Origin of the sequence: Crystallibacter degradans, from assembly GCF_012952295.1 — a bacterium.
Lineage (GTDB): Bacteria > Actinomycetota > Actinomycetes > Actinomycetales > Micrococcaceae > Crystallibacter > Crystallibacter degradans.
Genome location: NZ_JABBCH010000004.1, coordinates 1 through 17,256, shown reverse-complemented (window position 1 = coordinate 17,256; position 17,256 = coordinate 1). Strand labels below are relative to the sequence as shown.

The window sequence follows — 17,256 nt, the reverse complement described above, 5'->3', positions numbered from 1 at the left end:
GGCCGACGGCACGCGCTGGTCTAGGCTTGAAAGCATGGCATCCGAGACCTCCGCCGAGAATATTGCTCCCATCCTCACGCCGGAAGGCTGGGAGTTGCTGAACTCCCTGGAGCCTTATTCGGAAGCCGACAGCCTCAAGATCAGCACGAACCTGCGCAAGGCAGGCCACTCCCCCGAACTGGTCGCGGCCGCGCTGACCCAATCCAAGCTGCGGGCCAAGGCCGCTGCCAAATTTGGGCCTTTCACCGAGCAGATGCTGTTCACCAAGGCAGGCCTGGAACAGGCGACCCGGCTCAACATCGCGGCGCTGCATGCCCAACGGTTCGTCCAGGCCGGCGTGGAGCACGTTGCGGACCTCGGCTGCGGGATCGGCGCTGATGCGCTGGCCCTGGCCACACTGGAACGCAAGGTCACCGCCGTCGAACGTGATGAGACCACGGCCGCGGTGGCCACTATCAATCTCATGCCCTGGCCCAACGCCACCGTCGTTAACGCCGATGCGGAGCAGGTGGACCTGACCGGCGTCGACGGCGTCTGGCTGGATCCGGCCAGAAGAACGACGACGACGTCCGGCACCACCCGGTTGTTCGATCCCGAAGCTTTCTCGCCGCCGCTGTCCTTCGTCGAAAAACTGGCGGACAAGGGACTTCCGGTCGGCGTCAAAATGGGCCCGGGAATTCCGCATGACGCGCTTCCGGCAGACTGCGAGGCCCAGTGGGTTTCGGTGGACGGGGACGTGACCGAGGCGACGCTGTGGTTCAACAGCCTGGCCCGGCCCGGTGTCCGGCGGGCCGCCCTGGTCATCTCGAACGGCGGTTCGGCGGAGCTCACCAGCGACGTGGCCTACGTACCCTCGGAGCAGGATGTTTCCGTTGGACCGGCCGAGGGCTACCTGTATGAACCGGACGGCGCGGTGATCCGGGCGGGGCTGGTGGCTGATGTGGCACGGCAGCTCGGCGGGCATTTGCTCGATGAGCACATCGCCTACATCTGCGCGCCGGACCTGCTGGAGACTCCGTTTGCCCGTGCGTACAAGGTGCTGGAGGTCCGCCCCTACAACGTCAAGAAGCTCAAAGCATGGGTGAAGGCCAGCAGGATCGGGACGCTGGAGATCAAGAAGCGCGGCACCTCGGTCACGCCGGAGGAACTGCGCAAGACCCTGCTCACCGGTTCAGGCAAGGGGCCGAACAAGGCCACCCTGGTGCTGACCCGCATGGGCGAGGAGCGGGTGGCCATTGTCGTCGAGCCTATCCCGGCAGCCGGACACCGCAGCCGAAGCCGCAGCGCCCGGCCGTAGCACCGAGATTCGCCTTTGCGCCGGACGCCTGCCTCTGCCGGTGTTACCCGCAGCCGGCGCCGGTTTCGTGTTCGCCGACGTCCACTGGAAGGGTGCCGGGTGCGCCGGCCTCGCCGGTCAGGTAGTCCAGCAGCGCCTCGAACGCTGCCGGGGTGTCGCCGTAGAGCGCGGCCTTCACCTCGGCCGAGGACAACTCCAGCCCCCAGGGCGCGTCCAGCGAAACAACAATGTCCCCGGTTCCGCTCTCGGGCCCGGCCAGCAGGGTGACCGTGGGCCCCGAGCCTACCGCCAGCCCGCGCGCCTCTGCGGCCTCCGCCAGCCGCTGGTTGGCCGCCGGGTCTGCGCCCTGGATGGTCAGCGAGCCGTCCAGTTGATCCTCGCGCGAGCACTGTCCGGTCAGAACGGTCAGCGCGGCGGCCGAGGCTTCCTGCGAGTCTTGGGCATGGGTGCCGATCTCTGCGAGCGACGGCGTCTGCGCGATGGATTTCTGCCACAGCTGCATGGTGACTACCCGGGTAGCGGCTTCGCCCAGCCGCTCCTCGGCCAGCGTGCCGTCCTCCACCGCGGCAAGAATCGCGGCGTGCGCGGCATACGGATCCGCAGGCATCAGCAGCAGATCGGCGCCGGCGGCCAGCGCCATCGGCGCAGCCTGGCCGCCCGGGTACTGGTTCTCCACTGCACCCATGTTCAGTGCATCCGTGATGATGACGCCTTCAAACCCCAGGTCCCGCAGCGCCTGGTAGCTCGGTGCCGACAGCGACGACGGAACACCCGGTTCCAGCGCGGGGACGGCAATGTGGCCCATCATCATCACCGGTGCCCCGGCGTCGATCGCCGCTTTGAACGGCTTCCAGTCCCGCGCCTGCAGTTCCGCCACGGAGGCGTCCTGCACCGGCAAGGCCAGGTGCGAATCGGTGGTCACGGAGCCATGGCCCGGGAAGTGCTTCACGCTGGGCATGACCCCGGCCTTCTCGAAGCCTTCCAGCAGCGCCGGAGCCTGCGCCGAGGCCCGCTCCGGGTCGCTGCCCAGGGACCGCGCCCCGATAGTGGGATCTGCCGGTCCGATCGTCAGGTCCAGTCCCGGCGCGTGGTCCATGGTGAAGCCGAGCGCGGCCAGTTCGGTGGCCATCGCCGCCATGGAGTCCCGCGAGACCGTCTCATCCGCCGCGGCGCCGTAGGTCATCGGTGTCGGCCACTCGGTCAGCGGCGCGCCCAGCCGGGCCACCATCCCGCCTTCCTGGTCCACCGAGATGATGCCGGGCCAGTCCCGCGAGTTGAACATCGCGTCCTGCAGCGCCTTGTTGATCTGCGCCATCGCCGCCACATCCACTGTGCCATCCGCGGTCAGCGGGACGTTGTCGCCCATAATGATGCTGCCGCCCAGATGCAGTTCCTCAATGGCGGCCAGCTGCGGTGCCGGATCGGTTCCGGAGTAGAAGGACACCATGACCTGCCCGGCCTTTTCCTCAAGGCTCATCGCCTCGACGGCAGCAGCGGCGTCGTCGTGATGATCCTGGTTTGGCCCCCAGGACAGCGCGGGCGGCTCGGTGGGCGCGGCAACGGACGACGGCGGCGCGGACACGCTGCCCTCGGGCGCGGGGCCGGGGGCGGTACAGGAGGAAATGAGGAGTGCGGACGTGGCCGCCAACACACCCAGCGCCAGGCGCCGGGAACCGAACTTTTTCACGTCTTTGACGGTACCACTGCCGTAGAATCTGACTTGGGTTCTCTGCCGCAAGCCGCGTGACGGGAGCACAGCCGAAGCGCACTCGGAGCGCCTCGGCAAGCCGCGCAGCAGATCAGGAGTCAGCTTGAATATCGAGTTCGCATCATCCGCCCAGTCCACCCTCGGTGTCGAGTGGGAACTGGCGCTGGTGGACGGCCGGAGCGGCGAACTGGTGTCCGCGGCCTCCGAAGTGCTGCGCAACGTCGCCGCCAAGCACCCCGAGCTCAAGGACGACGACGAGCACCCCCACATCAAGCAGGAGTTGCTGCTGAACACGGTGGAACTGGTCACGGGAATCTGTACGTCCGTGGAGCAGGCCAAGGGCGAACTTAGCGATGCCCTGACCGCCGTGCGGGATGTGACGGATCCGATGGGCGTGGAGCTCTTCTGCGCCGGCAGCCACCCCTTCGCGGCGCCGCGCTCGCAGCCGGTGACGGACAAGGAGCGTTACGCCAAGCTGATCGACCGTACCCAGTGGTGGGGCCAGCAGATGGTGATCTACGGCGTGCACGTCCACGTGGGCCTGGACCACCGGGACAAGGCCCTGCCCGTGCTGGACGGCCTGGTCAACTACTTCCCGCACTTCCAGGCACTGTCCGCTTCCTCCCCCTTCTGGGGCGGCGAGGATACCGGCTACGCCTCGCAGCGCGCGCTGATGTTCCAACAGCTGCCTACCGCCGGCCTGCCGTTCCAGTTCCCCGCCTGGGCGAACTACGAAGATTATGTGCAGGACATGTTCAACACCGGGGTGATCGATACGCTCAGCGAGATCCGCTGGGACGTCCGCCCGGTCGCCGCGCTGGGCACCATCGAGATGCGTATCTGCGACGGCATGTCCTCGCTGCAGGATGTCGGCGCCATCGCCGCGCTCACGCAGTGCCTGGTGGACGAGTTCTCCACCGTCCTCGACGACGGCTGGGCCATCCCCACCATGCCGCCGTGGCATGTGCAGGAGAACAAGTGGCGCGCGGCCCGGTACGGCATGGAAGCGATTGTCATCCTGGACGGCGCCGGCAGGGAAAAGCTAGTCACCGAGCACCTGCGTGAAGACGTGCTCAACCGGCTGGAACCGGTGGCGAAGAAGCTTGGCTGCAGCGACGAACTGGCGGACGTGGAGAAGATCATCGAGCGCGGCGCCGGCTACCAGCGCCAGCGCCGGATTGCAGCAGAGAACGACGGCGACCTGCGCGCCGTCGTGCTCGATGTTGTCCGGCAGCTGCGCGGCGAAGCCTAACTCCCCCAACCGGCCACTCAACTAGTCGTCCTTGCGCGCTTTCCGGCAGCTGGGTAGACAGGTAGAATTGGGAGGGTAGAAAGGGTTCCTCATGAGTCTGAACATCAAGAATCAGCACGTCCACAATTTGGCTCGTGAGGCTGCTTTGCGCACGGGGCTTACGCAGACTGGCGTCATCGAAAAAGCTCTGGAACTCTATCTGTCCAGCCTTCCCGAGGGACAGGACCCACCCTCCATTATCAAAGCTCAGGCCCTATCTGAGATCGCCGTGGAATTCAGCCGGGGTATCTCTGCACAGCAACTAGACCGGCTGAAGGGCGACGACCTCTACGACGAACAGGGCCTGCCCGCATGATCGTGGATACGTCCGCAATCATCGCGGTCCTGACCGATGAACCTGAGGCAACCCACTTTCGTCGCCTGATCACCATGAATCTCACCCGGATGTCTGCGGCGACGTACGTAGAGACCGGTGTTGTGATCGACCGTCTGGGAATGCCGGAGAAGTCGCGTCTTTTGGACAAGTTCCTGAGTGCCGCGGAGACCTCCATCGAACCGGTGACCACGGAGCAGGCCAACATAGCCAGGGCCGCCTATCGTGATTTTGGCAAAGGGACAGGACACAAAGCTCAGTTAAATTTCGGCGACTGCTTCAGTTACGCATTGGCCATAGAGCTCGGCGAACCTTTGTTGTTCATGGGGGACGATTTCACTCACACGGACGTGGAACGGGCCTTCAACCCAGAACAACCCCCAGCAGCCGCGCCCGGCACTTCGACGTAGCAGATAACGCCCTTTCCCAGACCTGGGAAGGGCTTTTTCTGCTACTTCGATTGAGGGAGGCGTTGCTAAAGGTGGACGCTGGTCACCGGCATGGAGGAATCCGGGGCGAAATCGATCCCGGACGGTTGTCCGCCGGCCATGATGATCTGCGAGCCGAGTGCCGCGACCATGGCGCCGTTGTCCGTGCAGAGGTTGATCGGCGGGACGCGCAGCGTGATCCCGTTGGCCGTACAGCGTTCCGCGGTCAGCTCGCGCAGCCGTGAATTGGCGGCCACTCCCCCGCCGAGCAGCAGGTTGGTGATGCCGTGCTCGGTGCAGGCCAGCATGGCCTTGGCGGTGATGACGTCCACCACCGCTTCCTGGAAGGACGCGGCGATGTCGGCCACCGGCACGTCCTGCCCGGCCGCCTCGAACTGCTCCACGGCACGGGCCACCGCGGTCTTCAGCCCGGAAAACGACCAGTCGTACCGGTGCCGCCCGGGCTGCTCGGCGGAGCCCATGTACTTGGGCTGGCTCAGGCCGCGCGGGAACCGGATGGCCTTCGGATTGCCCTCCTTGGCCAGCTTGTCGATCGCCGGCCCGCCCGGGTAGCCGAGCCCGAGGATGCGGGCCACCTTGTCATAGGCCTCGCCAGCGGCGTCGTCGATTGTGGACCCGAGCAGTTCGACGTCGTCGGTAATGGACTTCACCCGCAGGATCTCCGTGTGGCCGCCGGAGACCAGCAGCGCGCCGAGGTTTTCTGGCAGTTCCCCGCCATCCAGCAGCCCCACGCCGACATGCGCCACCAGGTGGTTGATCGCGTAGAGCGGTTTGCCCGTTGCGACGGCGAGCGCCTTGGCCGCGCAGACGCCCACCATCAGCGCGCCCGCAAGGCCCGGGCCCGAGGTCACGGCCAAAGCGTCGACCTCGTCCAGTGTCACGCCGGCTTCATCCAACGCCTGGCGCAGCGTGGGAACAAATGCATCCAGATGGGCGCGCGAGGCGATCTCCGGAATCACGCCGCCGAAACGCACGTGTTCCTCCATCGAGGAGGAGACGGTGTTGGTCAGCAGGGTGTCACCGCGGACTATGCCTACACCGGTTTCGTCGCAGGAGGACTCGATGCCCAGTACCAGCGGTTCGCTGCGGTTCATCGGGTCTCCTCCGTGGTGGTTGTGCTCGTGTCTGTGGCCGCTTCCCGCCGTGCGCCGGGCGCTCCGGTCCAGCCGGCGAGTTCCAGCCGCATGATCAGCGCGTCGGCACCGTCGCGGTAGTAGCGGGGGCGGCGGTGGATCTGTTCGAAACCGAACCATTGGTACAGCCGCTGCGCCCTCGGGTTGTCCGCCCGGACCTCGAGCAGCACGTCCTTGGCCTTGCGCCGCGCAGCCTCCTCGATCAGGCAGGTCAGCATCAGGCTGCCGATCCCCTGCCCTTCCCACTCCGGCACCACAGCGATGGTCTGCACGTCTGCGATCGGCTCGATGCACATCAGTCCGGCGTATGCGATCACCGTCCCCACGGCGTCGACGGCGACGTAGTAGCTGCGGGTTTCGGGCTGGGACAGCTCATCGAAAAACATCTGGGTGGGCCAGGCGTCCATCGGAAACAGGCTCTGTTCAAGGGCGTCGACCTCGGGAATATCGGCCTCGGTCATTGGCCGGATGCTTCCGCGTTGCACGGCCTTGTCCGCCGCCTTCACAGGGCACGCTTCCGCGGTCCGGGAACCTTGGCATCGGATTCGCGCAGGTACAGCGGCGTGGTTTCCAGCAGGGGCAGACCCCGTGTCAGCTTGACGACGGCGGTACGGCCGAGCGCTTCGGCGGTCGGCTGGGTGCCGCTGAAGTCCGCGACGGCGTGCAGCTGGTCCGGATAGATACCCGCGCCCTTGCCGTAGGCCGGCAGCTCCGGCACGTCCGCCGGCGCGGAGACGTGCGGACCGTCCAGCAGTTCGGGGGTTCCCCCGGTACTGCGATACCGCGCCCAATAGACTTCTTTGCGGCGCGCGTCCGTGGCCACGATGAACTCGTCGATCCCCAGCCGCCAGGCATCCAGCGCTGCCTCCACAGCGATGGCGTCCAGACTCATTACCCCGTGCAGGGGCTTGTTCCAGGCGAACGCCAGCGAACGTGCGGTAGCGATGCCGGAGCGAAGGCCGGTGAACGGCCCGGGACCCACACCCACGACCAAGGCGTCGATATCGGCGGCCGTGACGTCCGCCGTCGTTAGTATTTCCTGGATGCCGGGCGCCAGCACTTCGGCGTGGGTCCGGGTGTCCTCGGTGGCAAAGGCCTGCAGGGTCTCTCCGTCTCCGGTGATGAGGGCCGCGCTGGCAATGGCGGAGGTATCGATGGAGAGAATGAGCACCAGACCATTTTACGTGGTTTAGCCGTCGCCCTGATGCCGTGCGTACAACTCTTCATTCCGTTCGGTTGCCCGGACCCATTCGGGGCGCATAAAGCGCGGAAGCCACGCATGGCTCAGCAGCCAAATCAGCATTCCGGCAAGGACGGGAACGATCAGCGCGGCGACAGCTGCCTTCGGTGCACCGGCTTCAGCTGTCCAGACGGCCGCGGGCGCCAGCAGGAAACTTATTCCACCGTAGAGCAGGCCAAGCCCGGGGTAGCTGCGCACGCCGGGGATCAGGCCGGTATAAGCCAGCCACCGGCGCCAGCGGCCGGAGTAGGCTCGCCAACCGGCAAGCACCATCGCTGCGCCTGCCGCGATGCCCGCCAATCCCCCAGAGACATCCACGCGCTCCTGATCCCTTCATCGATTTTTTCTCCGACTTTTTTCACCGACTGCAATCCCCGTCAGGCGATCTTGTACACACTAGGTGAACGCCTGTCCGGTGCGGCCCCTAGAAAGGATTGCCGCCGGCCCAACGCGGACCGTACGCGGCGATGCGGATCTGCCGGTCTTCGGCGTCGTCCGAATCATCAAAATCAAGTACGACGGCGGAGCTGCCGCCGGCTTCCGCGGCAGTTTCGGCTCCGGCTGCGGCCAGGTCAGCTCCGGTGGCGCGGACCAGCGTGATGTCCAGCCGGCTCTCTGCCAGGTGCTCCACCCGGTCGCGGCCCCATTCGACCACGGTCACGGCGCTGTCCATCGTGTTTTCCAGGTCAATGTCGTCAATCTCGCCGGCCGACTCCAGCCGGTAGGCGTCCACGTGCACCAGATCCGGCCCGTCTCCCAGGCTGGGGTGGACCCGCACCAGCACAAAGGTGGGCGAGATGATGCCGGGGCGCACGCCCATGCCTTCGCCCAGCCCCTGGGTGAAGGTGGTTTTGCCTGCACCGAGTTCCCCGGTCAGGACGATAAGGTCACCCGCCTGCAGCTGTGCGCCGATCCGGGCAGCAAGGGCCTGGGTTTCTTCGGCACTGGCTACCGGATACTCCGCTTCCCACTCCGGTGTTGGTTCCGCGGGGTCAGTCACTCGCGGTCTCCCGCGCCGTTGCCGCCCCCCGCGGCGGCGGAGGCCCCGCCGTCGTAATTCCCGAAGTTGTGGTTCGCGCCGTCGTAATTCCCGGTGAAGTCCACGGAAGGCTCCATGCCGGCGGCCGCTCCGGTCTCGAGGTCCTGGCCGATGTAGACGCGGGGAACCCGCGGACTGACCCTCGTGACGATCTCGTAGTTGATGGTGCCGGCCGCCGCGGCCCAGTCCTCTGCCCCGGGCGCATCCTCGCCGGGGCCGAACAGAATGACTTCCGCGCCGACAAGGTCCTCGGCCTCGGAGGTGCGCAGATCCACCACGAACTGGTCCATGGCGACCCGGCCCACCACGTCATAGCGCTTGCCGCCGATGGCAACCTGGGCTCCATTGGCGCTGCGGGGAATGCCATCGCCGTAGCCCATCGGCACCAGGACCAGGGTTGTGGCCTCCTCGGTGTGGTAGCGCAGGCCGTAGGAAACTCCCTGGTGCTCGGGAACAAGTTTGCAGTTGGCCACACGGGCGCGCAGGGTCATCGCCGGCTTGAGTTTGAGGTCCTCCGGCACCTGCCCCTCGAAAGGTGAAAGACCATACAAGCCAAGGCCAACGCGAACCAGGTCGAAGTGCGAATCCGGGCGGGTCAGGGTTCCGGGTGTGTTGGCCAGATGGCGCACCTCAAGGTCCAGGCCGGCGTTCTCAGCCACCGCCACCGCCTCGCGGAACCGGTCGATCTGCTCATCCGTTTCCGGCCGGTGCGGTTCGTCGGCGACAGCCAGGTGCGAGAAGACGCCGACCACGCGCAGCAGCCCTTCCTCCTGGAACTCCACGGCCCGGCTGACCAGCGGCTCCCATTGGGCAGGCGGGCAGCCGTTGCGGCCCAGCCCGGTGTCGATCTTGAGCTGCACGCGCGCCGGACGTTCCTGCCGCTTTGCCGCCGCCGCCACGTATTCCAGTTCCCAACCGGAAATGCCCAGATCCACGTTGGCGTTGATGGCGGCGTCGAAATCGCTATCGGGAGTGTGCAGCCAGGCCAGGACCGGTGCGTCGAAGCCGGCGGACCTGAGTTTGAGCGCTTCGGAAATGTGCGCAGTGCCAAGCCAGCTTGCCCCGGCTTCCAACGCCGCGCGGGCAACCTCAACGGCGCCGTGCCCGTAGCCGTCCGCCTTCACCACGGCCATCACCCGCGCGGGAGCGGCGATCTCGAGGAAGTGCCGGACGTTTGCCCGGATGGCGTCCAGGTCAATCACTGCCTGGCGGTCATATCTCATGCCTGCTGGAGAACTCACCCGTTCATTCTTTCATCAGCAGCCCGGAATCCGGTTCAGGCCCGCTAACTAGCCGCCCTCAGGCCGGTCTCAGACATCCGAATGCCGTGCCACAGTGGCGGTGGCCCGGCGGACGGCCAGCGGCGGGATCTCGGGGATGATCTTCTCCAGGAAGGCATACCGGCGCAGCCACTGGCCGCGGACTCCCTCGCGCGCATCGTTCACACGTTGCCACCAGTCCGCTATATCGCCCCAGCCCGGCGCCGCCAGCGACCCGCCGAATTGCTGGACGGACAGCGCGGCACACAGGTTGGCGAACGCGAGGCGGTCGGCCAGCTTCCATCCGGCCAGCGTGCCCATCAGGAAGGCGGCGCTGAAGCAGTCCCCGGCACCGGTCGAATCGTAGGCCTTCACCGGCAGTGCCGGCACCCAGTCCTCTTCGCCCGTGATCGAATCGATGGCAATCGCTCCGCGCGAGCCCAGGGTCACCACGGCCACCGGCACCCGGTCCGCGAGCGCATACAGCGCCGCCCACGGATCGTCGGTTCCGGTGTAGCGCATGGCCTCCGCGTCGTTCGGCAGGAACGCGTGGAACTTTTCGAGATTGGCCAAGGTGGACTCGGACCACTGCCCGGTAGGGTCCCAGCCGACATCGCCGAAGAGTTTTGTCCCGTTGGCAGCAGCCGCCAGTGCCCACGGTTCCAGTTCCGGCGCCAGCGACGTGATGGCAGCCCTGCACGGCGGTGGGTTGCCGACCAGTTCGGATGCGCTAAGCGGGGCAGCGTGGCCATGCGTAACAAACGACCTGTCCCTGCTGGTGGAGAGGGAGACCGTGACCGGCGAATGCCAGCCGGGGAAGTTCCGCGACAGGGACAGGTCAACGTACTCCTGCGCACCGATGGTATTGCGGTTGAACTCGCCATACGCGTCATCCCCGAACGCCGCAGCCAGTGTGGTGTTCAAGCCCAGCCTGCTGGCGGCAATGGCCTGGTTTGCCACACCGCCGGGACAGGACCCCATTCCCTCGCTCCACAGTTCCTCCCCAGGCTCCGGCAGGGAACTCAGACCGGTGAAGATAATGTCCAGAAAGACCGGGCCTGTCAGCAGCAGGTCGAAAACGGGGCTGTCCGGTGTCCGGCTTGCCGCCAAAGGGTCATATCCGTGCGGTTGGTTGAGGATGTTGGTCATACTGGCACAATACAAGCAGGGGGCTGGCTGTCATTTTTTGATCCAGCCGGGCAAATCGTCAAAGGGGTGCTGTGGTCAAGCTGGTAATTCTGGGCGGCGGAGGTTTCCGGGTGCCGTTGGTCTACCGGGCGCTTTCCACCGGACCCTATGCGGGGCTTATAGATGAACTGGTGCTGCAGGATACGGACGGCAGCCGGCTTCAGGCCATCGCACGCGTCCTGCGTGACCTTCCCCTGCCCGACGACGCCCAACCGCCCAGGTTCACGCTGACCGAAAACCTCCAGGACGCTCTCGCCGGTGCGGATGTGGTTTTTTGCGCCATCCGCCCCGGCGGCACTGCCGGCCGGACCGTCGACGAACGCGTTGCGGCGCGGCTAAACATACTCGGCCAGGAAACAACCGGCGCCGGCGGCATCGCCTATGCGCTTCGGTCCATCCCCGCCGTCCTGGAAATCGGCCGGCAAATGCAGGTCCATTGCCCGGACGCGTGGCTCATCAACTTCACCAATCCTGCGGGCATGGTCACCGAGGCACTGCAGAAGATCCTCGGCCGCAGGGTCATCGGCATCTGCGACTCCCCCGTCGCATTGGTCAGGCGCGCGGCCCAGGCTGTCGGAGTCCCGCTTCGGGAGGGGCGGTTGACCGGCGTCGATTACGTGGGCCTGAACCATTTGGGCTGGCTGCGTGCCCTGAATTACGACGGCGAGGATCGGCTTCCCAAGTTACTGTCCGATGAGCGGGCGCTGGCTTCCTTCGAAGAGGGCCGCGTGTTCGGCGCGCCGATGCTTCGGGTACTCGGAACCGTTCCCAATGAGTACTTGTTCTACTACTACTTCCGGCGCGAAGCGACGCTGGCCATGGCCGGTGCAGCCAGGACCCGCGGCGAATCCATCCACGATCAGCAGCAGGAGCTCTATGCCAAACTGCACTCTTCGCCGACGCCGTTCCAAGACTGGGATGCTGTCCGACGGTCGCGCGAAGAGGGCTATCTAGCAGAAGCCCGGCCCGAAGGCGGGTCGCGGGATGAGTGCGATGTGACCGGCGGCGGTTATGAACGAGTAGCGCTCCAGACCATGCGGGGACTGCTCTCCGGAGAACGGACCGAGCTGATCCTGAACGTCCGCAACGGCTCCACCTTTCCCCAGCTTCCCGAGGACGCCGTCATTGAGGTCCCTTCAGAGGTGACGGCCGATGGCGCCCGGCCGCTGCCGGTGAGGCAGCCGCTGACCCTCCACCAGGCCGGCCTCATGGCGCAGCTGAAGGCGGTGGAACAGGAGACAATCAAGGCAGCCCATGGAGACCGGGATGCAGCCCTGCGGGCCTTCATGATTCACCCGCTGATCCTGTCGGGCCACGTGGCGAACCGGTTGCTGGAGGCCTACGAACAGGCCCACGGCTACAAGTGGGCATAGCACGACGCCGGCCGGTCGCCTTAGGTGACCAGCCGACGTCGTTGTTTATTGCTTTTGCATTAGGTTTCCCTGGACGGGGGTTGCCCGGCTAGCGCGCATGGTGGGACTCCTGCAGGTCGTACACCGGGGTCTCCAGACCCTCCATCCGGGCCTTGAGCTGGAGCGCCAGGTAGGTGGAGTAGTGCCGGCTCTGGTGCAGGTTACCGCCGTGGATCCAGAGGTTCTCCACGTTGGTGGGCTTCCACATGTTGCGCAGTTCGCCCTCCCACGGACCGGGATCCTTCGGGGTGTCGGAGCCGTATCCCCAGCACTTGCCCACCTGGTTGGCTACGTCCGGCGACACCAGGTCCGCCAGCCAACCGTTCATCGAGCCGAAGCCGGTGGCGTAGACGATCAGGTCCGCTTCCAGCTCCGTACCGTCGTCGAGCACCACGGCGTTGCCGGTGATTTTGTCCACCTGCCCGTTGGCCAGCTTGACCCGGCCGTCGATGATCAGCTGGGAGGCACCTACGTCGATGTAGTAGCCGGAGCCGCGCCGCAGGTACTTCACAAACAAGCCTGAACCATCTTCACCGAAGTCCAGGTCAAAGCCCGCGGCCTCAAGCTGGGAGTAGAACTCTGCGTCGCGTTCCGCCATCTTCTCGTAGACCGGTTTCTGCGCGTCCGGCAGAATCCGGTACGGCAGCGAGGCGAAGAGCATGTCGGCCTTCTCCGTGGTCACCCCGTTGGCCAGCGCCTTTTCGGAGTACAGGTCGCCCAGGCCCAGATCCATCAGGGACTCGCTGCGGGAGATGTGCGTGGAGGAACGCTGGACCATCGTGACGTCCGCGCCGTACTCCCACAGGTCGGCGCAGATATCATGCGCCGAGTTGTTGGAGCCGATGACCACGGCCTTCTTCCCGGTCCAGTCCCCGCCGCCCGGATGCTGGGAGGAATGGTGCTGCTGGCCCAGGAAGGAGTCCGCGCCGTCGAACTTCGGAATGTTCGGGTAGCCGGAAACGCCGAGGGCGAAGACCAGCTGCTTCGGCCGCAAGGTGACCGGTTCGCCGTCGCGTAGTACGTCCACAATCCACTCGCCGGCGGCCTCATCGAACCAGGCCTTGGTGCACTCGGTGCCGGACCAGTAGTTCAGCTCCATGATCCGGGTGTAGTGCTCCAGCCAGTCGCCGATCTTGTCCTTGGCGGCGAAGACGGGCCAGTCATCCGGGAACTTCATGTACGGGAGATGGTCGTACCAGACCGGATCGTGCAAGTGCAGGGACTTGTACCGGTTGCGCCAGGAGTCTCCCGGCCGCTGGTTCTTCTCAATAATGATGGTGGGCACGCCGAGCCGCCGCAGCCGCGCCGCCAGCCCGATCCCGCCCTGCCCGCCGCCGACAATGACAGTGTAGGGCTGCTCCTCATAGCCGAGCCTGGCCTCCTGCTCTTCCTTCAGTTCCAGCCAGGACTTACGGCCCTTGGTGATGCGATGCGCCACGCCTTTGTCCCGGTTGGGCCCCTTTTTCTCTTCGAACCCCTTGAGCTCCTGCATGGTGGTCAGCAGGGTCCAGCATTTGCCGTTGCGCAGCCGCAGATGCGCCCAGCCCCTCGCGGCACCGGTCTCAAAATTGACCCAGGCCTCGGTGGCCGCCGCATCCCCGGTAGCGTCCTCGGCCAGTTTCCAGCCGGAGGGCTGCACGTCGGCCAGCCTGGCTTCAAGCATCCGCCGGATCGCGGCCTTGCCTTCCAAGGTCTTCAGGTTCCAGGTGAAGGAAACAAAGTCCCGCCAGAAGCACTCGTCGTCGAAGAGCTCCAGGGCGCCGTCGATATTTCCTGCCTGCAGCGCCCCGTCCAAGTTGTCCAGCCACGCCTGCGCGACGTCGTTCGGTGATTCCGCCATGTCCACTCCTTTGTGTCAACTGCTCGTATCCGCTGAGTGTCGCAACAGCTTCGGCGGTACGCGTATGCTGGTGCGAACGTGATCGACATCACCAGTGTCTGCCCGCGGGGGTTGCAACGGCGTTACATGGCCGTCGGTACCCGTTCACTCCGGCTGGCATCGAAGGAAGGAGCCACGGTTGCCTGCAAGCCCGCCCCATCCAAATACGGGTGCTGCCTTGGAACCGGGGCTGCGTTTCACCGCGCCGCACGAGTACGCCCGACTGCTGCGCACCGCGCACGAGCAGGTCATCGGCGGAGTCCACCGCCCCGAAATTCCGTCCGGATTGGTCGCCTCCTGGCGACGTTCCATGGACTTGGGAATCGACCCGGACCAGCACAGCCCCAGGCACCTGCATGATCCGGCCGACGTCGCCGACCTGCGCCGCGGCCACCGTCTCCAGACAACGCTGCCCGCGCTGACAGACCTGCTGGCCGAAGAAGGTTCCGACGGCCGCCACCTTCTCATCATTACCGATTCCCACGGCGAAGTGCTGTGGCGGATCGGCAGTCCGGCGGTGCTCCGCAGGGCAGATTCACTCGAGTTCATCGAGGGCGCGGACTGGTCCGAGGCCGGCATCGGCACCAATGCCATCAGCCAGGCCCTGACCACGGGCGCTCCAGTGCAACTGTTCTCCGCCGAGCACCTGGTCCGCACCCACCACGAGTGGGCATGCACGGCCGCACCGATCCGGGATCCACGCACCGGCCACATCCTCGGGGTGCTCGATGTGTCCGGCCCGCTGGATACGCTGACTGCGGACAGCCTGCGCATGGTCCGCTGCGGCGTCCGAGTGGCCGAGGAACTGCTGGCAAAGCACGACGACGACGCCCGGGCTACTGCTTCCGCCCCACCGGAGCGCCGCAAGGCTTCCCGAGGATCGGCCGCCGCGCAATCGTCCGCGGGTGTGCGGTTGGAACTATTGGGCGACAAGCCTGCCGCCGTGCTGAGCGATGGCTCGCAGGTTCCGCTGACGTTGCGCCGGGCCGAAATCCTGGCACTGCTGGATTCCCGCCGCCAAGGCTGGAGCGCGGACGAACTCGCGTTCGAGCTCTACGGCGACACCGGCACGCCCTCGACGGTCCGCATAGAAATGCACCGGATCCGAGGTGCTCTCGGCTCCGTCGTCGCTTCGTCGCCGTACCGGCTGACCGGGTTACAGGAACGGGGATCGGATGCCCGCCAGGTGATGGAACTGCTACGCCAAGGCAAGGTACGTGAGGGTCTCGATACCTATAGTGCGCCGTTGCTGCCCCGCTCAAATCTGCTCTGCGTGGAACTCCTGCGCGAGGAACTGAACCTTGCCGTCGGTGCCGCCGTACGCAGCAGCGGCTCCCCCGAATTGATCAGCCGATGGCTGGCCACGGACATGGGCTCGGGCGATGCCGGCGCCGTGGAAGCACTGGAACAACTGCTCGGCCCTTCGCACCCCCGATGCTCCGCCTTCCGTGCCCGGATCGATTTACTGGACCGAACCTTACGCAGCTGACCGGCGAGATTTCCAAAGGCTTCGATGAGGAGCCCGCACGGGACAACGTCTGGCAGATTCTGTCACGCGCCAACTCCCGCGCTTCAGCACTGGTCAGAGCTTCACCAACGGTCAGAATGGTGGTTCTTTTTCGGGTTCCGGTGGTGGTGGTTTTTTGGGTTTGAGGCGGTTGCGGAAGTTGTCGGGCAGCGCGTCGAGGATCCGGTCGGTGAAGGATGGCGGTCCGGCTCCGGTGTCACCGGGTTTCGTGGTGTAGGTCTGGTTCCCGGGCGTGGTGGTCGTGTATTCCCCGGGTCTGGTTTGGGTGACTTTCCAGCCGGCGAGGGATTTGAGCCGGTGGTCCGAGCCGCAGCGCGGGCCGAGGTTGCCGAAATCGGTCCGGCCGTGGCCGCCGTTCGCATGGTAATCGATGGTGTGGTCCAGGTCGCAGTCCTTCGCCGGAACATGACAGCCCGGCGCGGTGCAGGTCGTATCGCGGTGGCGGACCGCGCGGGCCAGATCCGCCGGCGGCCGGTACACGGTTTTGCCGTAGGAGAGGATGGTCCCGGTCTCGGGGTGGGTCAGGATCCGGTAGAACGAGTCCGCGCCCTCGCAGAGTTTGCGGGCGGTGTCGGCGGGGATCGGCCCGTACCCGTCGAGGGTTGCCGGTTCCTCGTCCAGGCCCATCAGCGTGAACACCGGCACGGTGAGCGCGACTTCGGGCCGGATCCCGGCCGCCGGCCCGGCCTCCATGCCAGCGTTCAGCAGCAGCTCGATAAAGACATCGGCGCGCAGCTGCCCGAGCGTGCGGGTCTCGGTCTTGGTTTGCAGGCTCCGGGCGGACTGGGTGAGGCGGTCGTACGCGGCGTACGCTTCCTCCGCCGGCAGGTACGCGCCCAGGAACGCCATGCCGTCATCCGCCGGTTCCAGGTACACGTTGCGGCACTGTTCCTGGCGTTCGCGGCGGACGGTGATGGTTTCCGGGTTCAGTTTCTCGCGCTGTTTCCGCGCCGCGGAGCGCAGCTCGCCCGGGGTTTTATCCGGCGCCTCCACCAGCAGCGCCTGCTCGAAGCCGGGTTTCGCGTCGTCGGGCAGGGTGTCGCCCTGCCGGGTGATCACGCCCGCGCGTTCCAGATCCAGGTCCCCGGCGGTGAGCGCGGCCAGCGTGCCCGGATAGTGTTCGCACAGCTCCTGGGCCCTCTCGTACCGGCCGCGGGCCTGGTGCTCGGTGATCCGGTACAGGCAGGCCAGTTCCTCGACCACGGACTGCTCGGCCAGATTCTCCAGCTCGGCCCGGCCGGCCGGCGGCGTACCCGGATCCGGCGGCGGGAGCTCTTCGACGGCGGTCTGGCCGATGCGGTGGGTCAGGCGTACCAGGCCCGCGTCCAGCCAGGCCGCCAGCCGCCGGCCCGCTACCAGCTGCTCCACCGCCGACCGATAATCCAGCTCCTCGAATCCCCGCACTCCGGCATCGGCAACCAGAACGGTACCCGCAGCGCTGGTCGCGGCCTCGGCGTTGCCGGCAGCACTGGCAGAGTTCAGCGCGTTACTGCTGGTGT

General features: G+C 66.2%; 16 protein-coding genes. 6 read left to right on the top strand and 10 right to left on the bottom strand.

The features are described from left to right. Nucleotides 1–34 precede the first annotated feature (34 nt). The gene (locus tag HGO92_RS08640; protein ID WP_169993779.1) at nt 35–1,297 is read left to right on the top strand and encodes a THUMP-like domain-containing protein; all 1,263 of its coding nucleotides are present in this window, start codon (nt 35–37) and stop codon (nt 1,295–1,297) included. Between the two features lie 43 nt (nt 1,298–1,340). Here the strand turns inward: HGO92_RS08640 and HGO92_RS08635 are convergent, their stop codons facing one another. Beyond that, complete coding sequence (locus HGO92_RS08635) at nt 1,341–2,984, bottom strand: glycoside hydrolase family 3 N-terminal domain-containing protein (RefSeq protein ID WP_169993777.1); 1,644 nt, start codon at nt 2,982–2,984, stop codon at nt 1,341–1,343. A 124-nt stretch (nt 2,985–3,108) separates the two neighbouring features. On the opposite strand from HGO92_RS08635, the gene HGO92_RS08630 reads away from it, so the two are divergent. The 3 genes from HGO92_RS08630 (at nt 3,109) to HGO92_RS08620 (ending at nt 5,040) form a co-directional block, all read left to right on the top strand. Further along, complete coding sequence (locus HGO92_RS08630; protein ID WP_169993775.1) at nt 3,109–4,257, top strand: glutamate--cysteine ligase; 1,149 nt, start codon at nt 3,109–3,111, stop codon at nt 4,255–4,257. 91 nt (nt 4,258–4,348) lie between these two features. Beyond that, entirely contained in the window at nt 4,349–4,612 is a 264-nt protein-coding gene (locus HGO92_RS08625) for a type II toxin-antitoxin system VapB family antitoxin (RefSeq protein WP_169993773.1), read from the top strand. Then, on the top strand, nt 4,609–5,040 hold the full coding sequence (locus HGO92_RS08620) for a type II toxin-antitoxin system VapC family toxin (RefSeq protein ID WP_169993771.1): 432 nt from the start codon (nt 4,609–4,611) through the stop codon (nt 5,038–5,040). Before HGO92_RS08625 ends, HGO92_RS08620 begins: the two co-directional genes overlap by 4 nt. Before the next feature lie 65 nt (nt 5,041–5,105). Here the strand turns inward: HGO92_RS08620 and tsaD are convergent, their stop codons facing one another. From tsaD to HGO92_RS08585, 7 genes are all read right to left on the bottom strand, one after another. Continuing rightward, on the bottom strand, nt 5,106–6,173 hold the full coding sequence (tsaD, locus tag HGO92_RS08615) for a tRNA (adenosine(37)-N6)-threonylcarbamoyltransferase complex transferase subunit TsaD (protein WP_169993769.1): 1,068 nt from the start codon (nt 6,171–6,173) through the stop codon (nt 5,106–5,108). Further along, on the bottom strand, nt 6,170–6,673 hold the full coding sequence (gene rimI, locus HGO92_RS08610) for a ribosomal protein S18-alanine N-acetyltransferase (RefSeq protein WP_169993768.1): 504 nt from the start codon (nt 6,671–6,673) through the stop codon (nt 6,170–6,172). The genes tsaD and rimI overlap by 4 nt, the downstream gene beginning before the upstream one ends. Nucleotides 6,674–6,714: 41 nt before the next feature. Continuing rightward, the gene (gene tsaB / locus HGO92_RS08605) at nt 6,715–7,383 is read right to left on the bottom strand and encodes a tRNA (adenosine(37)-N6)-threonylcarbamoyltransferase complex dimerization subunit type 1 TsaB (RefSeq protein WP_169993766.1); all 669 of its coding nucleotides are present in this window, start codon (nt 7,381–7,383) and stop codon (nt 6,715–6,717) included. A gap of 18 nt (nt 7,384–7,401) precedes the next feature. Then, nucleotides 7,402–7,770, bottom strand: coding sequence for a hypothetical protein (locus HGO92_RS08600; protein ID WP_169993764.1), 369 nt, complete (start codon nt 7,768–7,770; stop codon nt 7,402–7,404). Nucleotides 7,771–7,876: 106 nt separating this feature from the next. Next, nucleotides 7,877–8,452, bottom strand: coding sequence for a tRNA (adenosine(37)-N6)-threonylcarbamoyltransferase complex ATPase subunit type 1 TsaE (gene tsaE / locus HGO92_RS08595; RefSeq protein ID WP_169993762.1), 576 nt, complete (start codon nt 8,450–8,452; stop codon nt 7,877–7,879). Then, nucleotides 8,449–9,714, bottom strand: a complete 1,266-nt coding sequence (gene alr, locus HGO92_RS08590; protein WP_169994395.1) for an alanine racemase — start codon at nt 9,712–9,714, stop codon at nt 8,449–8,451. Before alr ends, tsaE begins: the two co-directional genes overlap by 4 nt. Before the next feature lie 87 nt (nt 9,715–9,801). After that, a complete protein-coding gene (locus HGO92_RS08585; RefSeq protein WP_169993760.1) occupies nt 9,802–10,899 on the bottom strand; it encodes a carbohydrate kinase family protein in 1,098 nt (365 codons plus the stop codon). Nucleotides 10,900–10,970: 71 nt separating this feature from the next. Here HGO92_RS08585 and HGO92_RS08580 point away from each other — a divergent pair, with 71 nt between their 5' ends. Next, nucleotides 10,971–12,311 carry a family 4 glycosyl hydrolase gene (locus HGO92_RS08580; protein WP_169993758.1) on the top strand — a complete coding sequence of 447 codons (1,341 nt, stop codon included), beginning with the start codon at nt 10,971–10,973 and terminating at the stop codon, nt 12,309–12,311. Between the two features lie 88 nt (nt 12,312–12,399). On the opposite strand, the gene HGO92_RS08575 is transcribed toward HGO92_RS08580, so the two are convergent. Then, on the bottom strand, nt 12,400–14,190 hold the full coding sequence (locus HGO92_RS08575) for an NAD(P)/FAD-dependent oxidoreductase (RefSeq protein ID WP_169993756.1): 1,791 nt from the start codon (nt 14,188–14,190) through the stop codon (nt 12,400–12,402). A gap of 178 nt (nt 14,191–14,368) precedes the next feature. Between HGO92_RS08575 and HGO92_RS08570 the strand changes: the two genes are divergently transcribed. Beyond that, on the top strand, nt 14,369–15,718 hold the full coding sequence (locus tag HGO92_RS08570) for a GAF domain-containing protein (RefSeq protein ID WP_240974516.1): 1,350 nt from the start codon (nt 14,369–14,371) through the stop codon (nt 15,716–15,718). Nucleotides 15,719–15,829: 111 nt separating this feature from the next. Here the strand turns inward: HGO92_RS08570 and HGO92_RS08565 are convergent. Beyond that, nucleotides 15,830–17,256: HNH endonuclease signature motif containing protein (locus HGO92_RS08565; protein ID WP_169993754.1), on the bottom strand; the 1,427-nt coding region annotated here is incomplete at its 5' end.

Bases quoted from the DNA above. Each gene is read 5' to 3' on its own strand.
- HGO92_RS08640 (WP_169993779.1), top strand. From the start codon at position 35: ATGGCATCCGAGACCTCCGCCGAGAATATTGCTCCCATCCTCACGCCG.
- HGO92_RS08575 (WP_169993756.1), bottom strand. From the start codon at position 14,190: ATGGCGGAATCACCGAACGACGTCGCGCAGGCGTGGCTGGACAACTTG.
- HGO92_RS08620 (WP_169993771.1), top strand. From the start codon at position 4,609: ATGATCGTGGATACGTCCGCAATCATCGCGGTCCTGACCGATGAACCT.
- HGO92_RS08625 (WP_169993773.1), top strand. From the start codon at position 4,349: ATGAGTCTGAACATCAAGAATCAGCACGTCCACAATTTGGCTCGTGAG.
- HGO92_RS08585 (WP_169993760.1), bottom strand. From the start codon at position 10,899: ATGACCAACATCCTCAACCAACCGCACGGATATGACCCTTTGGCGGCA.
- rimI (WP_169993768.1), bottom strand. From the start codon at position 6,673: ATGACCGAGGCCGATATTCCCGAGGTCGACGCCCTTGAACAGAGCCTG.
- tsaD (WP_169993769.1), bottom strand. From the start codon at position 6,173: ATGAACCGCAGCGAACCGCTGGTACTGGGCATCGAGTCCTCCTGCGAC.
- alr (WP_169994395.1), bottom strand. From the start codon at position 9,714: ATGAGATATGACCGCCAGGCAGTGATTGACCTGGACGCCATCCGGGCA.